Annotated in this window: 16 protein-coding genes and 2 tRNA genes; 7 read left to right on the forward strand and 11 right to left on the reverse strand. The window is 35.6% G+C overall.

The window, feature by feature from the left end:
- Positions 1-77: 77 nt before the first annotated feature.
- From G3A47_RS07430 to rseP, 4 genes are all read right to left on the reverse strand, one after another.
- Positions 78-1,652 carry a serine hydrolase gene (locus G3A47_RS07430; RefSeq protein WP_166921547.1) on the reverse strand — a complete coding sequence of 525 codons (1,575 nt, stop codon included), beginning with the start codon at positions 1,650-1,652 and terminating at the stop codon, positions 78-80.
- A 445-nt stretch (positions 1,653-2,097) separates the two neighbouring features.
- Positions 2,098-2,171: transfer RNA gene (locus tag G3A47_RS07435), tRNA-Asn, on the reverse strand.
- A 39-nt stretch (positions 2,172-2,210) separates the two neighbouring features.
- A tRNA-Asn gene (locus G3A47_RS07440) sits at positions 2,211-2,284 on the reverse strand.
- A gap of 83 nt (positions 2,285-2,367) precedes the next feature.
- Complete coding sequence (rseP, locus tag G3A47_RS07445) at positions 2,368-3,711, reverse strand: RIP metalloprotease RseP (RefSeq protein ID WP_166921548.1); 1,344 nt, start codon at positions 3,709-3,711, stop codon at positions 2,368-2,370.
- A 201-nt stretch (positions 3,712-3,912) separates the two neighbouring features.
- Between rseP and G3A47_RS07450 the strand changes: the two genes are divergently transcribed.
- From G3A47_RS07450 to hflX, 7 genes are all read left to right on the forward strand, one after another.
- Positions 3,913-4,986, forward strand: a complete 1,074-nt coding sequence (locus tag G3A47_RS07450) for an NADH:flavin oxidoreductase/NADH oxidase (protein WP_166921549.1) — start codon at positions 3,913-3,915, stop codon at positions 4,984-4,986.
- A 460-nt stretch (positions 4,987-5,446) separates the two neighbouring features.
- Positions 5,447-6,487, forward strand: coding sequence for a Gfo/Idh/MocA family oxidoreductase (locus G3A47_RS07455; RefSeq protein WP_166921550.1), 1,041 nt, complete (start codon positions 5,447-5,449; stop codon positions 6,485-6,487).
- 181 nt (positions 6,488-6,668) lie between these two features.
- Entirely contained in the window at positions 6,669-7,886 is a 1,218-nt protein-coding gene (locus G3A47_RS07460; protein WP_208328344.1) for an MFS transporter, read from the forward strand.
- A gap of 305 nt (positions 7,887-8,191) precedes the next feature.
- Complete coding sequence (locus tag G3A47_RS07465) at positions 8,192-11,023, forward strand: TonB-dependent receptor (protein ID WP_166921551.1); 2,832 nt, start codon at positions 8,192-8,194, stop codon at positions 11,021-11,023.
- Between the two features lie 20 nt (positions 11,024-11,043).
- Positions 11,044-12,399, forward strand: a complete 1,356-nt coding sequence (locus G3A47_RS07470; protein WP_166921552.1) for a DUF5689 domain-containing protein — start codon at positions 11,044-11,046, stop codon at positions 12,397-12,399.
- 126 nt (positions 12,400-12,525) lie between these two features.
- Positions 12,526-13,392, forward strand: coding sequence for a hypothetical protein (locus tag G3A47_RS07475; RefSeq protein ID WP_166921553.1), 867 nt, complete (start codon positions 12,526-12,528; stop codon positions 13,390-13,392).
- 167 nt (positions 13,393-13,559) lie between these two features.
- Entirely contained in the window at positions 13,560-14,789 is a 1,230-nt protein-coding gene (gene hflX / locus G3A47_RS07480; RefSeq protein ID WP_166921554.1) for a GTPase HflX, read from the forward strand.
- 355 nt (positions 14,790-15,144) lie between these two features.
- On the opposite strand, the gene G3A47_RS07485 is transcribed toward hflX, so the two are convergent.
- The 7 genes from G3A47_RS07485 to G3A47_RS07515 all read right to left on the reverse strand — a co-directional run bounded on the left by G3A47_RS07485 (position 15,145) and on the right by G3A47_RS07515 (position 19,779).
- Complete coding sequence (locus G3A47_RS07485) at positions 15,145-16,095, reverse strand: DUF3078 domain-containing protein (protein WP_166921555.1); 951 nt, start codon at positions 16,093-16,095, stop codon at positions 15,145-15,147.
- Positions 16,096-16,172: 77 nt separating this feature from the next.
- A complete protein-coding gene (locus tag G3A47_RS07490; RefSeq protein ID WP_166921556.1) occupies positions 16,173-16,682 on the reverse strand; it encodes a DUF2480 family protein in 510 nt (169 codons plus the stop codon).
- 62 nt (positions 16,683-16,744) lie between these two features.
- Positions 16,745-17,068 carry an SUF system Fe-S cluster assembly protein gene (locus G3A47_RS07495; protein WP_047774847.1) on the reverse strand — a complete coding sequence of 108 codons (324 nt, stop codon included), beginning with the start codon at positions 17,066-17,068 and terminating at the stop codon, positions 16,745-16,747.
- 85 nt (positions 17,069-17,153) lie between these two features.
- The gene (locus G3A47_RS07500) at positions 17,154-17,564 is read right to left on the reverse strand and encodes a GxxExxY protein (protein ID WP_208328345.1); all 411 of its coding nucleotides are present in this window, start codon (positions 17,562-17,564) and stop codon (positions 17,154-17,156) included.
- Between the two features lie 140 nt (positions 17,565-17,704).
- The gene (locus G3A47_RS07505) at positions 17,705-18,124 is read right to left on the reverse strand and encodes a SufE family protein (protein ID WP_166921557.1); all 420 of its coding nucleotides are present in this window, start codon (positions 18,122-18,124) and stop codon (positions 17,705-17,707) included.
- 2 nt (positions 18,125-18,126) lie between these two features.
- Positions 18,127-18,480 carry a hypothetical protein gene (locus tag G3A47_RS07510; protein WP_243860398.1) on the reverse strand — a complete coding sequence of 118 codons (354 nt, stop codon included), beginning with the start codon at positions 18,478-18,480 and terminating at the stop codon, positions 18,127-18,129.
- A gap of 84 nt (positions 18,481-18,564) precedes the next feature.
- Positions 18,565-19,779 carry an aminotransferase class V-fold PLP-dependent enzyme gene (locus G3A47_RS07515; RefSeq protein WP_166921559.1) on the reverse strand — a complete coding sequence of 405 codons (1,215 nt, stop codon included), beginning with the start codon at positions 19,777-19,779 and terminating at the stop codon, positions 18,565-18,567.
- Positions 19,780-19,839: the final 60 nt, after the last annotated feature.

The following is a 19,839-nucleotide window of genomic DNA, read 5'->3' on the forward strand; positions in this document are numbered from 1 at the left end:
AAAGCGTAATGGTAGTGATTATTTACAGATCGTAATTTATCTTTATTTGATGTCTCTGGCTATTGAAATTTTATTTGTTACTTTATTCTTTGAAGATCTAAATCTTGAAAATCAAAACTAAAATCAATGGCTGGTGAGATGCCTTTCATTTTTATGCTTTGTGCTTTTCCTTCTTCGTCTAAACTGAATATGGCAAATGCATCGCAATTCATATCCTGATACTCCCATTTTATGGCAAATGTATTTGCTTTGTAAAGTTGCATAGGTCCATTTAGTTTTGGGGAACGAAGAGATTTAAACCATAATTGATTTCCTTTTAAGAATACTTCTGTTTTTCCGAACCATTTGTCTTCGTACAAGCCAATGAAATCTTCGTTTTTGATTTTGCTGTTTTTGGCTTTGTTTACGGTTTCCCAAACTTTTTTGACTACTTCGTTGTCGCTGTTCTGTTGTGATTGAAAAAAGGCAGCGTTTTTGTCGATCCATCCAAAATCGTCCAGACCTAAATAACTGTCAATAATTGTTTGACTTACAGAAGAGAAAACACCGGCGCCACCATTTTCGGTATTGGTTAAAATCACGACACCTAAATTTAAATCCGGAATCATCGTAACTATAGAAAGCATTCCCGGTAATCCTCCGGTATGGGAGACGCTTAAATTTCCTTTTACATCAGCCAAAAACCAACCTAATCCATATCCGCTAAAATGTTGGTTGTATCTTGGATTCGGATCAGCGGGCAGTACAGAGTACAATTTCCACATTTCGTTTTGTCTTTCCGGAGAGAAAAGTTGTTTGTCTAAAGCGTCACCATATTTTCCCTTGTTTAGTTGTACCAAGACCCATTTTGACATGTCGTCTACATTGGATACAATTCCGCCCGGAGCACCGTTTACCATTTCTTCAAATCCCTGAATGGTTCTTATTTTGTTATTCTCGGTACCGTTTGTGGAGTGGGGTGTCGCTAAGTTAGATTTGTCTTTTATGTCTTTAAGAGAGGTATAGGAGTGATTCATTTGCAAAGGATTCATGATTTTGGTTTCTACAAATTTCTCCCAGCTCATTCCACTAACTCTTGCGGTCAATTCACCTGCTACAAAATAAAGAAGATTGTCATAGTCAAATTGTGTTCTAAATTCTGAAACAGGTTTAAAGTATTGAAAATTGCTTAAAACATCTTTCATGGTAAAATCTGCACCATTTGGAAAAAACATTAAATCTCCTGCGCCTAAGCCAAGTCCGCTTCGATGGCAGAGTAAATCTTCTATAAGGAAATGTTCCGTGACATAATCATTGTACATTTTAAATTCGGGAACATGAGTTTTTACTTTATCTTTCCAGGAGATTTTTCCTTCGTCGACTAAAATAGCTAAAGCAGCGGTAGTGAAAGCTTTGCTGTTAGAAGCAATTTGAAAATTGGTGTGCTCATCAACAGCTTGTTTTGTGTTGACAGACTTGACGCCATATCCTTTTTTGTGTATCACTTTTCCGTCTTTTATGATGGCTACAGCAGCTCCGGCAACATTGAATTTTTTGATTGATTTTTCGACAAGTGAATCAATTTCTTTCGGGGAAAGCTGAGCGAAGAGATGACTGCTGCAGAATAATAGTAAAAGGGTTAAAATGGATAAAAAGGATTTTGGTTTTTTCATGTTTTTGGTTTGATGGTTTAATGTGATTTTATTTTAAGTAAGTTTTTACCTGTGAAACGAATATATAAAATAAAAGAACATCTAAATAGCCTGAACTTGGATTTTAAGATGGGGGGGGGTAAAAGAGGGAGAATTTTATTAGTGTCCTCCGACTTCGTTCTGGGGACATCCGTTTTTTAAACTACTATATGTTGTACCTTATTATATAACAAACCCGACAGATTTTTAAAACCTGTCGGGTTGTGAGGGGAAATTCCTTTAATACTGTCATTTCGAGGTACGAGAAATCACATACGTAATTCGACAGTGATTGGTGACATACTGTGTGGAATTTCTAGTGTGATTCCTCATTCTTTGGAATGACAAATGACTATCTAATTTCAGCACAGTGCTTCGGTTATAAGCAAAAAAAAAAGACTATCGTAATGATAGTCTTTTTTTTAAGCTCCCCCTCTTGGGCTCGAACCAAGGACCCTCTGATTAACAGTCAGATGCTCTAACCAACTGAGCTAAGGAGGAATCACCTTAAAGGTAAATATGTTTGCTAAAAAAAAGTTGCTCCCCCTCTTGGGCTCGAACCAAGGACCCTCTGATTAACAGTCAGATGCTCTAACCAACTGAGCTAAGGAGGAAGATGTTGTTCTTTTTAGCGAGTGCAAATATAGATCAATTTTTGGTTTCTAAAAAACATTTTTGCTCTTTTTTTTCAAAAAAATTATTTGCCGACAATTGCTTTGTAAATATCGTTACCATTAGCAAATAAAAGCAATGAGATAAGTAAAACGAAACCAACCATTTGTGCATTCTCTAAGAATTTATCACTCGGTTTTCGGCCACTAATTATTTCGTACAATAAAAACATCACATGTCCACCGTCAAGAGCAGGAATCGGCAATAAGTTCATTACTCCAAGCATAATTGACAGTAAAGCCGTGATCGACCAGAAAGCTTCCCAGCTCCATGTTTTAGGAAAAACATTAAAAATAGCGGCAAAACCACCTACTTGTTTGTAAGCTTTCGTTTCCGGATTAAAGATTAATTTAAGTTGTTTACCATATCCTACCAATTGATCTTTTCCTCTTTCAATTCCAACCGGAATAGATTCTAAGAAAGAGAATTCTTTTTTACTGATCTTATAGTAACCTAATTTTTCAAGAGAATCCATGTCTAAGCCTGCTAATTGCACTCCCAGTTTTCCCTCGTTATCTACTATTAGTTTTACTTTTTCTTCTTTTTGATTGCGAAGTAAAGTAGCCTCTATCGTTTTGCTTTTATTGTTTTCTAATATTGTTTTTGCCTCATCAAGATATTTTACCTTTTGTCCGTTTAGTGCTAAAAGGATATCTTTTGGTTTTAAGGCTGTATTTTTAGAATTATCGGATACGTTTCCAATTACAAACGGAATACGAAAAGTAGCTAAAGCACCTTTTCCTGCTTTAGAATACTGATCAACAAAATCATTTGGGATGGTGATCGTTTTTTCTGTTCCGTTTCGGTCAATTATTACTTCTTTAGAAGTAGCTAATTTTCCATTAACATCGCTGTCATATCGAATTACTTTTTCACCGTCTATACCTACAATGATATCACCTGTTTTAAAACCGGCACTTAACATCGCTTTGTTCTCGATCAAAAGACCATCTTTTAAATCTTTATTGGCAATAAACATTTCACCGTAAGCATAAGCCATCCCGATGTAGATCACAAAAGCAAGAATGAAATTTACCGTAACACCTCCCAGCATAATAATCAAACGTTGCCAGGCTGGTTTAGAACGAAATTCCCACGGTTGTGGAGGCAAAGCCATTTGCTCTTTGTCCATACTTTCGTCAATCATTCCGGAGATTTTTACATAACCTCCTAAAGGTAACCAACCGATTCCGTATTCAGTTTCGCCGATTTTCTTTTTTAACAGTGAATATTTCACGTCAAAAAACAAGTAAAATTTCTCAACTCTGGTTTTAAATAATTTTGCAGGAATAAAATGTCCTAATTCGTGAAGAATAATAAGTAATGATAAACTCAATAGAAATTGAGACAGCTTGATAACTATATCCATTTTTAATTTTTAGTTCGTAATTTTTAACGCACAAAAGTAACGTTTCTATTTTAATTTGATAGCGCAATATAATATATAAGGTTTTAAATGTTTGTTAATTAATAAACATTTTGATTTCTACTTTTATGCAGATACTGTAACTTTACTTTTTATATACGACCACTCCGATAGGTCGCTTAGAACGATTAAAAGTTACAACATATGGCTTCCTTATTATTTGCCCCCCTTTCACTAAAAAAAATTACTTTAAAAAATAGAATTGTTATTTCGCCGATGTGTCAGTATACTGCAATTGACGGATTTGCCAACGATTGGCACTTGGTTCATTTAGGAAGTCGTGCCAGCGGAGGTGCCGGACTGATCATTCAGGAAGCGACAGCGGTTTCCCCAGAAGCAAGAATTTCTCCTTCTGATTTAGGATTATGGAAAGACGAACACATTCAAAAATTGAAAATAATTAACGAATTTATCGTCTCTCAAAATGCCGTTCCCGGAATTCAATTAGCACATGCCGGACGAAAAGCGAGTGTTTCTGTGCCTTGGCTGGGCAATGTAAAATTAGATAACACTCAGGACGGATGGCAGACCGTTGCGCCAAGTGCGATTGCCTATCATGAAAGTGAATCGTTTCTTCCGGAGGCTTTAGATAAAAAGGGGATTCAAAAAGTGATTTCCGATTTTAAAACAGCAACAAAGAGAGCGGTTGAAGCCGGTTATCAGCTAATGGAAGTTCATGGAGCACATGGTTATTTACTGCACCAGTTTTTATCTCCTTTAACGAATGTCAGAACAGACGAGTATGGTGGCAGTTTCGAAAACCGTATTCGATTGATGCTCGAAGTAGTGGAAGCTGTTCAGTCCGAATGGCCATCAGATTTACCTTTATTTGTCAGGATTTCGGCAACAGACTGGGCCGAGGGAGGATGGAATCCGGAAGAATCCGTAAAGCTTTCGGCAATCTTAAAAGGAAGAGGAGTAGATTTAATCGATGTTTCATCAGGCGGATTAGTTTCGCATCAGCAAATTCCTTTGCAGCCAAATTATCAGGTTCCGTTTGCTGAGAAAATCAAAAAAGAAACGGCTATTTTGACCGGGGCAGTTGGTTTAATTACTAACGCAGAACAAGCGGAAGCAATTTTGAGAGAAGGTCAGGCCGATTTGATTTTGTTTGGTAGAGAATCCCTTAGAAATCCGAATTTACCTTTAGATTTCGCAGCAGAATTGAATGATGATATGCAGTGGCCAAAACAATATGAGAGAGCTAAAATACGCTAGATTTATAAACACGAATTTCACGAATTTTCACTAATTGTATTGACTTAGGATGAGTGGAAACAATTATATTCAGTGGTCAAAATAATACTAGAGAATTAAAGTACATTAGATTTATAAACACGAATTTCACGAATTTTCACTAATTGTATTGACTCAGGATGAGTAGAAATAATTATGCTTAGTGGTCAAAATAATACTAGAGAGTTAAAAACACATTAGATTTATAAACACGAATTTCACGAATTTTCACTAATTGTATTGACTTAGGATGAGGAGAAACAATTATGCTTAGTGGTCAAAATAATACCAGAGAGTTAAAACACATTAAATTTATAAACACGAATTTCGTGAAGTATCACGAATCCTATTGACGCACCACCAACTAAAAATTAGCGAAAATTCGTGAAATTCGTGGCAAAAAAGAAACACAACGAATTCGTGGCAAACAAACACAATTAAAATGCAGAAAATAAAAACAGCACTATTATCATACGGAATGTCGGGGAAAGTTTTTCACGCGCCTTTTTTAGCGATTCATCCGGGTTTTGAATTGTCAGGTTCCTGGGAAAGAAGTAAAAAAGAGATTCAGGAAGATTATCCAACAGTAAAAAGTTATGCTTCAATTGAGGAGGTATTGGCAGCAGATATTGATTTGGTAATTGTAAACACACCGGTCGGTACCCATTTTGAGTATGCAAAAAAGGTACTTTTAGCGGGAAAACACGCTGTGGTAGAAAAAGCATTTACCACTACAGTAGCTGAAGCAGAAGAGTTGGCTAAAATTGCTAAAGAAAAAGGATTAAAGTTAGCTGTTTTTCAGAACAGACGCTGGGACAGTGATTTTAAGACGGTTCAAAAAATAATTGCGGAAGGTGTTTTAGGAGAACTGGTGGAAGCAGAATTTCATTTTGACCGATATAATCCGTTGTTGAGTGCGAAAGCACACAAAGAAACAGCAAACGATGGCGCCGGAATTTTAAAAGATTTAGGACCACATCTGATAGATCAGGCGGTTGCTTTGTTTGGTTCGCCGAAATCAGTTTTTGCAGATATCAGAATCACAAGAGAAGGTTCTATAGTAGACGACTGGATCGATTTGTTGCTTATTTATGCTAATTTTAGAGTGCGGCTGAAAGCAGGATTTTTTGTAAAAGAAGCCAATCCGGCCTATACTATTCACGGTAAAAAAGGATCTTTTCTAAAACCACGAGGTGATGTGCAGGAAGATGATTTAAAAGCAGGAAAGAAACCAAATCTGGAATCTTGGGGAACAGAGCCCGAAAGTTTGCAAGGTCTTCTGCATACCGAAATTGACGGTAAAGACATACGCGAAAAAATACCGACACTACAGGGTAATTATTTCAGTTTTTTCGATGGCGTCTACGAGGCTATTGCCAACAACACAACAGAACCGGTTACCGCACAAGATGGTGTAAAAGTGATGCAGATTATAGAAGCTGCAATTGCAAGTAATGCACAACAAAAGGTGATTAATTTGTAATTTTTTTTCTGGAAAAGAGTTAGTCTTAGTTAAAATGAAAGTCAAATTTGGAGGTGTAAATTGATATTTAGGTCTTCAATTTATAAACAATAACGTTGTAAATCGAGGAACTAGTAGGGTTTGGTAGTCTTTGAAGCTGGTTTTTAGTACTTTTATACGACCAAACTTAAATACAATTATTTTGATCGATTTCAATCCATTATCATTATTCCAAACCAAAGGGAAAATTAAGAAAGTTTTTAGAGAAGCTAAGGCCTCTTATTTAAACCGAATTCGTTTTGCTGTCGGAATGTTTTATTTTGGAATGGGTTTAAGTTTCGCTACTTGGGCAAGTAGAATCCCGGATATTAAAACAACTTTGCATCTGAGCGAAGGAGATTTGGGTTCTATACTTTTTGCATTGCCAATGGGGCAATTGCTGATTATGCCTTTTTCGGGAAAAATGGTGACTAAGTTTGGAAGTCATCGTATTTTGATTTTTTCTTTAATAATGTATGTGTTATGCCTGACCAATTTAGGTTTGGCAACGACAGCATTGCAATTGTCAGTAGGCCTGTTTTTGTTTGGCTTGTTCGGAAATTTAGCGAACATAGCGGTGAATACCCAGGGTGTTTATACCGAGGTTCTTTTCAAAAAAACAATTATGTCTTCTTTTCATGGCATGTGGAGTTTTGCCGGATTTACAGGAGCTTTGGTAGGTTTAGGAATGCTGGCTTTAAAGCTGAGTCCGCTTCATCATTTTTTGATTATTGCCGGAATTGTATTGCTTATGATTGTTTTTAATTTTAAATTTTTGGTCAAAGCCAAAGAAAAAATAAAAGACAAAACAGAGAAGAAAAAACTATTTGTTAAACCCGATAGCGCTTTAATCTGGCTTGGCGTAATTGGTTTTTGCAGTATGGCAAGTGAAGGGGTGATGTTCGACTGGAGCGGTGTTTATTTTAAAGATGTTGTCAAAGCACCGGGACCTTTAGTAATTTTAGGTTATACATCATTCATGATTATGATGGCCAGCGGGCGATTTTTAGGAGACGGATTGATCAATAAGTTTGGTCGCGAACGGGTTATGCAAATTAGTGGGATTATGATTTCTACCGGACTTTTTACAGCCGTTTTTCTTCCTTATATTATACCTTGCACCATTGCTTTTATGCTTGTTGGATTAGGAGTTGCAACGATTGTTCCAACGGTCTACAGTATGGCAGGGAAAAACCCGACTGTTCCGCCGGGAGAAGCTTTAACGATTGTTTCGAGTGTTAGTTTTCTTGGGTTTTTAATGGGACCTCCTGTAATCGGACATATAGCTGAAACTTTCGGACTGCAGTTTTCTTTTGCTTTTATCGGAATCTTTGGGGTTTTGATTGCCTTTATGGTCTCTAAAATCCGAACCACCTCATAATTTCTTCTTTATTTTTTATCAAATGTTGTAAATTGACTTTACGGTATTAAATTGATAGGCTTCGTTTATAAAATCTGCGGAGGCGAAACAACGTGAATTTAATGATTTTTTGAAAGAAAATAACTACAATTTAAAATATTTACTATCTTTGAATTAATAACGCTAGTTAATGTGTACTTCTGTTAACTTATTATAAGTATTCTTTTCCAAAGGCCAATTTTATCTTTTGATATAAGGATTAAAGTGTTTTTTAAATAAAGACATTTTAATTCGAAGTGGTTTGTCAAAGTTAATGAGGGCCTTTTATGGAAAAAATGTATGTTGTCTTTTTTGTTCTGCTGCCCTTTAGTTTTGTTTTTGCACAACAGGGCGTAATTCTTACGGGAATAGTAATTGATATAAAAACGCAAAAACCGTTAGAAAATATTGTAGTCAGTATTCAGAATTCTTCTGTTACGCAATTAACAAATGCAAACGGAAAATTTGAGTTGCATTCTTCTTTAAAAGGGGAACAATTGCTTTTGCTGTACAGTCAGGGTTACAAAGAGGTGCTTTTAAAAGTAAATCTGAATTTAGATACTAATCTCGGAATAATACAATTGGAAGATAATTTTTCAGAAGATGTTCCTGCCACTTTAATCACACTAACCGAAAGTGACTTGACCGATGATACCGGCACATCGGAAATGACATCTGGCCTTTTGCAATCCTCAAAAGATGCCTTTTTTCAGGTCTCCGCTTTTAGTTGGGGACAAGCCAGATTTAGAGTTCGCGGATTAGACAGTGAAAACGGAACCATGATGCTCAACGGACTTCCGATGAATAAAGTTTATGACGGACGCCCCCAATGGGGAAACTGGGGAGGATTGAATGACGTGCTTCGAAATCAGGAATTTTCAGTTGGAGCAGCTTCTTCAGACTATACTTTTGGAGGAGTATTAGGAACACAACAGATTGACACGCGCGCTTCCATTTACCGAAAGGGAAGTCGTCTTTTAATCTCGGGAAGCAACACCACTTACAATTGGCGGGCGATTGGTACGTATGCTTCCGGTGCAAATGCTTCCGGTTGGGCTTATGTAATTTCGGCCGGAAAAAGAATAGGAAACGAAAGTTTTTTTGACGGAACAAATTTTAAAGGAGAATCTTTTTTTATAAGTATCGAAAAGAAATGGAATGATAGAAACGCATTAAATTTCACAGGGTTTTATACGCCAAACTCACGTGCGAAAAATTCACCTAATACAAAAGAAGTTACAGGATTGACCCATGAGAAATACAACTCATATTGGGGATGGCAGAAGGGAGAAAAACGAAATGCACGCGTAAGAACCATCGAAGAACCACTGTTGATGTTGAACCATTATTTTAAAATTAATGAAAAGGCAAACCTGAATTCAGGTGTTATGTATCAATTTGGTAAAGCAGGAAACAGTACGATTGACTATCAAAATGCAGACAGTCCGGATCCTGTTTATTACAGAAAGTTACCCAGTTATTATTTGTCGCTTTATGCGAAAGATAAGGGAGGATTTCCGGGGGATTTTACGCCCGATCTTATAAATGCGGAAAAAAGCAAAACATTGTTTTTAGAAAACACCCAGCTCAATTGGGAAGCATTGTATCGGGCTAACCAGAAGCCTATATTAAATACGGACAATGTAATTACAGGTTTCGAACCGGCGCAAAGTCATTATGTTTTGTATGAAGACCGGACAGATGATAAAACACTGGCGATTAATTCAAATTTAAGCATACGACTTACTGAAAATAGTGCTTTTGATGGCGGTGTCTTTTTTAGGAAATTTAAATCACATCATTTTCAACACCTTACAGATCTACTCGGAGGATTGTATTTTGAAGATGTTGATCCATTTTACACCGGTAGTCAGGCGCAATCTGATTTGCAAAATCCAAATCGCAGGGTAAAGGAAGGAGAGGCTTACGGATACAATTATAAGCTTATGGCAACGGTAATTGATGGTTTTGCACAGTTTAAATTCAATTATAAAAAGATCGATTTTTACTTGTCTCAATCTTATTCGGTTTCAGAGTATCAAAGAGAAGGGTTGTATCAAAATGGAATTTACCCAACAACCTCTCTTGGGAAAAGTTCAAAAGTAAAGTTTGAAAATTTTGGTTTCAAAGGCGGATTCACGTATAAAATTTCAGGGAAACAATGGTTGTTTGTTAATGGAATGCACTATACAAGAGCGCCATCACTTCGAAATACGTTCTCTAATTCCAGACTTAATAACACTATCGTTGGTGAACTTGGAAATGAGAAAATCAGCGGTGCCGAGGGAAGCTATGTCTTTCGTATGCCACAATTCAAAATGAGAGCAACAGTGTATTATACTTTGATAAGAAATACAACCAAAACAACTTTTTTTTATGCAGAAGGAATTTTTGACAAAGGGAAAGGGAATAACAATACAGATGCTTTTGTAAGTCAGACTTTAACACAGTTAGACAAGAAAAATATTGGGGCAGAACTGAGTTTTGAGTATCAAATTTCGTCGGTATTAAAAGCTACAATGTGTTTGGCATACGGTAATTATACCTATAATAGTAATCCAAATGTTTCGATTACGAATGATGCCGGTGCAGGAAAAGAAAACACACAGTCGGTCTTTGATTTTGGAGTATCCCGACTCAAAAATTACAAACAATCAGGAATGCCACAACAGGCATATGCGGTCGGATTAGAATACAGAGCTCCTAAATTCTGGTGGTTGGGAGCTACTATTAATTATTTGGCTGAAAGTTATATTGATGTTTCTCCAATTGCCAGAACAGATCGTTTTTACATAAACGCTCAAAATGGTTTGCCATTTCCGGAAGCGACCGAAGAACGTGCAGTTCATTTATTAAAACAGGAAAAATTTGATCCGATATCGTTATTAAATATTACAGGCGGCAAATCCTGGCGTTTTTTTGGAAAAAATATAGGGCTTTTTGTGAGTGTAAATAACGTTTTGGATGTATCGTATAAAACCGGTGGTTTTGAGCAGGCAAGAAATGCCAATTTTAGAGCGCTCAACCAAGATGTTTCCAGTGGAACACCGTCGTTTGGGGCGAAATATTTCTACGGTTACGGAAGAACCTATTTCGTAAACCTAAGTGTTAATTTCTAAAATTTTAAACAGGTCAGCAGATGAAAAATAGAATCTTTAAATATTTTTTTGCACTACAATTGCTGCTTTTGTGTTCCTGTAGTACAGAATTGAAAACCCCTGAGTTTAGTTGTATACCGCCCAATTTAATCGTAAATCAAACCGCAGAAAAATTAAAAGACATTTCGGATGCTGTGCCAAAGCAATATAGTTATGATGATGTTATTGAAGCCTATGTAGTGTCAACAGATGAAGGAGGTAATTTTTTTAAAACGATTTACTTTCAGACTTTAAAAGATACAAAGAAGGTAGTAGGTTTTAGTGTGCCCATAGATGCGACGAATACTTATGTTGATTTTTGCGTTGGGGCTAAAGTGTATATAAAGCTTCAAAATCAATTTACAGATTTATATTATGGAGGATTGCGAATAGGCAGTCTTCAGGTAAGTAATTCCGGCGATCCGACAATTGGCAGGATTTCGCAAAATGACTATAAGAACGTGATGCATGTTTCCTGTATTGTAGTAAATGAGAACCAATTGGTTCAGTCTTTTTCTATTGAAGAAGCTTTAAAGGATGAAAATCTCAATACGCTAATAGAACTTAAAGAGGTACAATTTGCAGAAGTAGCAATCGGGCGCCATTATTTTGAAGAATCCAATAATGTCGGAGGTGCAACCAATTGGAATCTTAGCGATAAAACAGGAAGTCAGGTTATTTTCAGAACAAGTAATTTTGCAAATTTTGCCGGCAGTTTGGTTCCCGAAGGAAGCGGGAAAGTGCGAGGTATACTAACAAAATATGGCGCTGACTACCAACTTATGGCGAGATATGAAAGTGATGTTGTTATGGATGGGAAGAGGAGTATACCTTTGTTTTCAGAAGATTTTCAATCCCTAAAAAATGATGTGGTTTTTAGTCTCCCGGGTTGGAGCAATATCGTAGAAAAAGCCAGTAAATTATGGAGAAGTATGTTTTATGGCGGAAACGGTTATGCGGAGTTTAATACCACAAGCACAACAGCAGCAGAAAATGTGGCCTGGCTTGTTTCTCCTAAAATCAATTTAGAGGGATATAAAAATGCAATGTTTTCTTTTAGAAGCGCACAACACAGTTTAAAAGTTGATTCTCCATTAAATACATTAGAAATTTACGTATCCGATGATTTTGACGGATTGAATATTGCCCGTGCAAAATGGACCAAATTGACAGCAAAATTACCTAATCTGTCAACTCCAACGCGGGAGTTTATAACGTCAGGAAGAATCGATTTATCATCTTATTCCGGAAATATTCATCTTGCATTTAAATATGTTGGATCAGGGAAAGACAAAACATTAAACGGTGCTTTTATGGTTGATGATGTTAAGATCTTTGCTGAAGATAATAGGGATTAGTTTTGTGGTGATTATAAGTGTTTGATATTTAATTTGTTATTTAAAAAGAAGCAATTTTTGAACCTGAAATTGTTAAAAATTTAATGGGATTTTGTATTTTGGTCATCCCAAATCTATATAAGTACCATGAAAAAAATCTACTTTATTGCCATCATGCTGATGGCAGTTCCGTGCGTAATGCACAGTCAGGACGCACCACCAGTCAAATTAAAACAAATAAACATTGTAAAAACAAATTACCAAAACGATAAAGACGGTGAGATTGTAAATAAAACAGTGGTTTTTAGTGAAGGTAAAATACAAACGATCACTACTTCAGATGTTATTCAGAAATTCTTTTACAATAAAAATGGATTGTTGGATATGACCGTGAAGGAAAAAACTGGAAGTGACTGGAAAGAAGTTGTTAACTATACGTATAATGCAGATAACAACATTATAAAATTCGTTGACAAATACCATGAAGGAAACGATTACATTATAAAAACAGTGACCTTTACATATGAAGGAGCGAGAATAAAAGCAATCACTAAAAAAAGCACCAATCACCAGAATATACTTGATGATATTGAATATATTGTAGAGAACGGTATCATTGTAAGACGTACTTCACGTGACAGAAACAAACAGATTATCGGTAAAATTGAATTTGTTTATGTAAATGACAATGTAGCAAAACACAAAGGATTGGTTGGAGATAAAATTTCTAAAACCTATACTTATGACGATAAGAAGTCAGTAGAATCATTAATCGTTCAGAATCTTTTTGGAGATAATTACAAAATAATTGTACCGATGATTTCGTATCATGAAGACGAATTTAGTTTCGAGACCATTTCTTATAATAATGAAGTGAATTTTAGCCCTTCGTCTACAGCTTTAGTGGCGGTAAGCAGAAAATACAAATACAATAAATTGAACTTTCCTATATCCTGTTCTCAAATCGAGGAAAATGGAATTGTAAAAACAGAGAAGACTTTTATTTACGAATAGAGACTTTATTGTTTATTTCTTTAAGCCCTTTAGCGATTAAAAATCTTAATTGCTAAAGGGTTTACTTTTTTAAATAGAGAGGTTAATTAGCGAAATAGAACTTAAAAATAAAATTCTATAAGTGGTAGTAGCTTACAAATCATTAAATTTGCAACTTATTCAAAGCTATGTTAGAAAAAGAAGTTATAAATTTTGAGAGAACAGCCATTGTTGGTATTATAACTCAGAATCAAAGTGAAGAAAAACTAAACGAATATTTAGACGAATTAGAGTTTTTGACTTTCACCGCAGGAGGTGAAGTGATAAAACGTTTTTCGCAAAAAATGGAACGCCCAAATCCTAAGACTTTTGTTGGGACAGGAAAAATAGATGAAATCAATCTTTTTGTAAAAGAAAACGATATATCAACCTTGATTTTTGATGATGAATTATCACCATCACAGCAGAAAAACATTTCAAGAATAATTGATTGTAAAATCCTGGACAGAACCAATCTGATTCTGGATATTTTTGCGCAAAGAGCCGAAACATCTTATGCAAGAACACAGGTTGAGTTGGCACAGTGTCAGTATTTATTACCAAGACTTTCCGGTTTATGGACACACCTTGAGCGCCAGAAGGGGGGTATTGGTATGCGTGGTCCCGGTGAAACGGAGATTGAAACAGACAGACGTATCGTGCGTGACAGAATTTCGTTGCTGAAAGACAAAATCAAAACGATCGACAAACAAATGGGTATTCAGCGCAGTAATCGCGGTGCAATGGTACGTGTTGCTTTGGTTGGGTATACCAATGTCGGAAAATCAACTTTGATGAATGCAGTTGGTAAAAGTGATGTTTTTGTAGAGAATAAATTATTTGCAACTCTTGATACTACGGTCCGTAAAGTGGTGATTAAAAACTTACCTTTTTTACTTTCAGACACCGTAGGTTTTATCAGAAAGTTGCCAACGCAATTGGTAGACTCTTTTAAAAGTACATTAGATGAGGTTCGCGAAGCAGATTTGTTGCTGCATGTAGTAGACATTTCGCACCCGGACTTTGAAGATCATATTGAATCTGTAAATCAGACCTTGTTAGAGATCAAAAGCAATGATAAACCAACTATTATGGTTTTCAATAAAATTGACGCTTACAAACATTTGACAATCGATGAGGATGATTTGATCACCGAAAGAACGAGAAAACACTACACGCTTGAGGAATGGAAACAAACCTGGATGAGTAACGTTGGGGAGGACAAGGCATTGTTTATCTCGGCCACTCAAAAAGAAAACTTTGAAGAATTTAGAGAGACTGTATACGAAGCAGTGCGACAGATTCATGTCACGAGATTCCCGTATAATAAATTTTTGTATCCGGATTATAAGGATGCTATCGAAAAAGAAGAAGAGTAAAAAAAACGGCTTTTGAATCTATTCAAAAGCCGTTTTTTTTATGGTTTAATTTCTCCTTTCGCACGCAGATTTTTTGACTTAAAGACAAAGAAAAGCATCAAATTTTGAATAGTAATATTGAACGCTCCAAAAAATCCTTTAAATCAGTGAAATCTGTGGTAGTTTTTTTTATTTTGCCACAGATTAAAAGAATTAAAAGGATTATTTCTTAGTTGAAAAAAAACAATTCGTGCAAATTCGTGTAATTGCTTCGCCAGTTCGCTATCGCTCGAGTAGTGGCAAGCTTTTTTTGCCGCAAGAGTAAGTAAATCTGCAACATCTGCGTGCGTAAAAAAGATGCCGTGGTCAATGGTGCTTAAAAGCCAAAATTAATTCCTAAACCAAAAACTTCTCTGGTTTGGAATCCACTAAAAGCATTATCATCGTAAATAGCCTGGAAGGCCAGATTGGCAGATAAAAATTTGTTCACCTTCATGATAATGTTCAACGAGTAATTGATGTCTACGTTTTGTGGGTCCTTTAAGTAGTTAGAGTATAAATTCAGTGTATTTTCGGCAGTTACGTTGGTCATAATCGCAAGTTTATAATATACTGAAGCATAAAACCCAAGTTCATATAACATGCTTTTATTGGCATCTACACCAAAATAAGCCCCATCTGCATAAGGCAATCCGGTTCCCTGATCAATTCCGGAAGTATAAGCACTGTCAACAAATGTGAATTTTGAAGTCAAGGGTGCAAAGTTGATTTTCAGATTTTCATCTTTAGACCAGTAAATACCGGGACCGGTTGTTAAATAACCCGGAGACATAAATTTGGTGTTTTCAGTTCGGATTTCTTTGCCATTTGCATCCTGGCCATACAGATAACCAGTTGTAAATTGGGTTCTGAAATTTAAAAAGAAGGAGTAGTACCAATCACCAAAGGCTTTTTTACCGACGATTGAATTAAACTCCAGACGGTCGTCGGTTTTCTTCTCGAAATCAGCATTTTTGGTTTGTAAAAGACCGTAGGAAGCCAGGATTTTATTGTCCCAGGTTAAATCGTCTTTTTTGTAATTGAAATCGTAATTGATTCCTAAAGTTCCCGAGAAACTGTCCTCACCTCCGGCAACCCAGTTATTAAAACTGGATTGATTTAATAAAAGAGATACAGTTCCTTTTGCTTTCCAGCCTTCGTCTTCAATGGTGTCATTGATTTTTTTTACGGCTTTTTCGGTGTTTTGAATTAATTCTTTTTCTGAATTTTGGGCTTGAACAAAAGTAAAGTTCACTAAAACGAAAAGTAAAAGGGATATCTTTCTCATGGTATTTGGTTTTAAGTAGTAACAAATATACTAAAAAAATGTTAAAATACTTAAAATTAGCTTATTGCGAGAAGGGGTTATTTCTTAGATTCTTTGTATAAAGGTACCGCAGAACAAGCTTCTCCGTACATTATACTTCTTGCAAAAGGTTGCAAGTAGGAAGTTGCCAAAATGTAAGCACGCATCGGAACTGGTTTTCTGGAGCAGCCCTTTACGATAACCGGTTTGCTTTTGTAAACTGAAAAATCAATTTTGCTTAAGATCTCTTCGTACAGACTTCCTTCTAAGTCTTCGAGGGTTCCGTTGACCACTTTTTTGACATGTGGAGCCAATTGTACCGCAACCAAAATTAGAGCCCAGGCAGGAATAATAGCATCGGTACTGCAATTTATAGCAACATATTGATCCTGATATTGGGACCAATCATGATTCTTCAAATGTTCTCTGAAGTCTTTTTCTTTTAACAAAAAGCCTTCTAAAAGCCACTGTGAGATGTCAATCTGTACTCGCGTTCCTTTCGGATAATAATCCTCAAGATCAAATACTTCTAAGGCACTATTGGCAACTTTGTTGATTATTTCTTCCATAAGAAAAGTTTGGTTTCAGGTTTCAAGTTTCAGGTTTTGCAACTTGAAACCAAAAACAAATATTATAGCATTCCTAATTCTAATTTCGCTTCTTCACTCATTAAATCTTTACTCCAAGGCGGATCGAAAGTAATTTCTACTTCAACATCTTTTATGTTGTCGATTGTTTTTACTTTTTCTTCTACTTCTCTTGGTAAACTTTCCGCAACAGGACAGTTTGGAGAGGTTAATGTCATTAAGATTTTTACTTCGTAATCGGTGTTAACCATTACATCGTAAATCAATCCTAATTCGTAAATATCTACAGGAATCTCCGGATCATAAATGCCTTTTAAAACTTTTACGATTGATTCTCCTAAGTCGTTAGTGTCTATTTCTTGTTCCATTTTCTTTTTTATTATTTTTTTTAAACCATATAAGTGATGTAAGTTCATTTGAAAGCGGGACTTACAATTCTTTGGGTTTGTTTTTTTAATCTTCAAGTCCTCGATATATCTCGTTGACGTATGTTTTTTGACCTTCGTGATAAATATTGGTAACATTGAAATTTATCATCAATCCAATTGGGGACTTTAGAAGTTTTATATAAGACATCAGTTTGGCAATATGAACGGGTATAATTTTATCAACTGCGTTTAATTCCAAGACCAAACAATTGTCAATAAATAAGTCACATCTTAAATCAGAGTCCAATTCTAAACCTTTATACTTAATCGGAATTATTAACTCTGATTGAAAATTTATACCTCTCAGCGAAAGTTCTTTAATCATACATTTATGGTAAATGCTTTCTAAAAGCTCTGGACCAATATTTTTATGAACTTCAATTGCTGCTCCATTAACCTGATAAATTAAATCACTTAAATACTTCTTAGTTACCATGATTACTTTTTGTGTAATAATAAAAAAAGTAAAGAGTAAGAAGATAATTAAAAGTATTTTTCAAGTCATATAAATGATATACGTAAGATAGCGGTTTGCTAAAATGAACTTATATAACTTATATGGTTTAAACAGTAATCTTAATTTTTTGAGTCAAACGCTAATGCGTACATTTTGATGTTTTTTATCATCGAAACTAAGCCGTTTGCACGGGTAGCAGATAAATGCTCTTTTAATCCGATTTCATCAATGAAATCAACATCGGCATCTAAAATGTCTTTTGCTTTCTGGTTAGAAAAAGCACGAATCAGAATGGCGATAATTCCTTTGGTTAAAATGGCATCACTGTCTGCTGTAAAAGTAATTTTATCAGCGGTTTCTTCACCCTGCAACCATACTTTAGATTGACATCCTTTGATGAGGTTGTCTTCTGTTTTATACTCTTCTTTTATCAACGGAAGACTTTTCCCTAATTCGATGATGTATTCGTAGCGTTGCATCCAGTCATCAAACATAGAGAATTCCTCTACTATTTCGTTTTGTATTTCTTTTATTGTCATAATTATTCTTTCGTAAAATCGACCAGCAAGTTTACCAATTTTTCTATTTCCTTTGGAGGAAAACCGTTGTCAAAACCTTTTGTTTCGTAGGTTTTTCCGTTTGTTGTTACTTTTAAGTTTCCAATAGCTGCACCATCATAAAACCTTTTTTCTGTTGGTGCTTTTAAATTCGGAATGTTATCTAAATTAATTTTTCCGAATTCCGCAACAATTGTATTCCATTTTGCGATATCTATTTTGCTTTCAACAGCTTCTGTACCTCTGCCGTTTGTAACAGAAACAGTTTTATTTTGAACAAGGATTTTTTTGTAGAGGCCTCTCGAAACAGCTGAATATTCAATTTGTGTTGACTTCATATCTGCTTTTTTTTGGCTTGAACAACTTGACGTAATAAAAAAAGTTAAGAGCAATATGGATACTATTCGCATAAGTTTATTTTTTTAGCTTAACATAGTTTTTGCCTTTTTAACGGCTTCAACCATCAAATCAATTTCCTCTTTGGTATTGTAAAACGAGAACGAAGCACGAACAGTTCCCGGAATACAAAAGAAGTTCATAATGGGTTGTGCACAATGATGTCCGGTTCTCACGGCAATTCCCAGTTTATCGATTATAGAACCAATGTCGTAAGGGTGAATGCCATCAATATTAAACGAAACAACAGAAGCTTTATTTTTTCCGGTTCCATAAATTCTTAAACCTTCAATTTCCAGCAAACGTTTTGTAGCATGTTCCAATAACTCTTTTTCATGCTTTTGTATGTTGTCAAAACCAATTTGGTTTAAATAATCAATTGCAGTACCTAAAACAATACCTCCCGCAATGTTTGGAGTTCCGGCTTCAAATTTATGTGGTAAATCTGCATAAGTTGTTTTCTCGAAAGTAACTTCTTTAATCATTTCACCACCACCCTGATAAGGAGGAAGTTTGTTAAGCCAAGCTTCTTTTCCGTATAAAATTCCGGTTCCTGTCGGACCACACATTTTGTGTCCTGAAAAAACATAAAAGTCACAATCTAAATCCTGAACATCCGGTTTTAAATGCGGAACAGCCTGTGCGCCATCAATTAAAACTGCAGCACCAACAGCATGCGCTTTTTCGATTATATATTTTATCGGGTTGATTACTCCCAATGCATTTGAGATATGATTTACAGTTACTATTTTCGTTTTTTCAGAAAGCAGTGCATCATAAGCGTCCATAATCAATTCGCCTCCTTCATTCATCGGAATGACTTTTAATACGGCACCAGTTTTCTCACATAACATTTGCCAAGGCACAATATTACTGTGGTGCTCTAAAGAAGAAACTAAAACCTCGTCACCCGGTTTTAAAATAGAGGCAAATCCATTTGTTACTAAGTTGATTCCGTGTGTTGTGCCGGAATTAAAAAGTACTTCGTGAGCGAATTTAGCGTTAATATGTTGTTGCACTTTGCCACGAGAAACTTCGTAGGCATCAGTGGCTAATTGACTTAAAGTATGAACACCACGATGGATGTTTGCATTTATTTCCTGATAATATTTTTCAATCGCATCAAGCACAATTTGTGGTTTCTGTGAAGTTGCACCGTTGTCAAAGTATACCAAAGGTTTTCCATTTACGGTCTGTGAAAGTATCGGAAAATCAGCTCTTATTTTTTGAATATCTAGCATGTCTTATTTAGAAAAAGTCTATTTACAAAAGTACTAAATCTAAATTGTTTTATGCGTCTG

Source organism: Flavobacterium poyangense, from assembly GCF_011751075.1.
GTDB lineage: Bacteria > Bacteroidota > Bacteroidia > Flavobacteriales > Flavobacteriaceae > Flavobacterium > Flavobacterium poyangense.

Excerpts from the sequence above, each read along its gene's own strand:
- G3A47_RS07430 (WP_166921547.1), bottom strand. The coding sequence starts at position 1,652 with ATGAAAAAACCAAAATCCTTTTTATCCATTTTAACCCTTTTACTATTA.
- rseP (WP_166921548.1), bottom strand. The coding sequence starts at position 3,711 with ATGGATATAGTTATCAAGCTGTCTCAATTTCTATTGAGTTTATCATTA.
- G3A47_RS07450 (WP_166921549.1), top strand. The coding sequence starts at position 3,913 with ATGGCTTCCTTATTATTTGCCCCCCTTTCACTAAAAAAAATTACTTTA.
- G3A47_RS07455 (WP_166921550.1), top strand. The coding sequence starts at position 5,447 with ATGCAGAAAATAAAAACAGCACTATTATCATACGGAATGTCGGGGAAA.
- G3A47_RS07465 (WP_166921551.1), top strand. The coding sequence starts at position 8,192 with ATGGAAAAAATGTATGTTGTCTTTTTTGTTCTGCTGCCCTTTAGTTTT.
- G3A47_RS07470 (WP_166921552.1), top strand. The coding sequence starts at position 11,044 with ATGAAAAATAGAATCTTTAAATATTTTTTTGCACTACAATTGCTGCTT.
- G3A47_RS07475 (WP_166921553.1), top strand. The coding sequence starts at position 12,526 with ATGAAAAAAATCTACTTTATTGCCATCATGCTGATGGCAGTTCCGTGC.
- hflX (WP_166921554.1), top strand. The coding sequence starts at position 13,560 with ATGTTAGAAAAAGAAGTTATAAATTTTGAGAGAACAGCCATTGTTGGT.
- G3A47_RS07485 (WP_166921555.1), bottom strand. The coding sequence starts at position 16,095 with ATGAGAAAGATATCCCTTTTACTTTTCGTTTTAGTGAACTTTACTTTT.
- G3A47_RS07490 (WP_166921556.1), bottom strand. The coding sequence starts at position 16,682 with ATGGAAGAAATAATCAACAAAGTTGCCAATAGTGCCTTAGAAGTATTT.
- G3A47_RS07495 (WP_047774847.1), bottom strand. The coding sequence starts at position 17,068 with ATGGAACAAGAAATAGACACTAACGACTTAGGAGAATCAATCGTAAAA.
- G3A47_RS07500 (WP_208328345.1), bottom strand. The coding sequence starts at position 17,564 with ATGGTAACTAAGAAGTATTTAAGTGATTTAATTTATCAGGTTAATGGA.
- G3A47_RS07505 (WP_166921557.1), bottom strand. The coding sequence starts at position 18,124 with ATGACAATAAAAGAAATACAAAACGAAATAGTAGAGGAATTCTCTATG.
- G3A47_RS07510 (WP_243860398.1), bottom strand. The coding sequence starts at position 18,480 with ATGAAGTCAACACAAATTGAATATTCAGCTGTTTCGAGAGGCCTCTAC.
- G3A47_RS07515 (WP_166921559.1), bottom strand. The coding sequence starts at position 19,779 with ATGCTAGATATTCAAAAAATAAGAGCTGATTTTCCGATACTTTCACAG.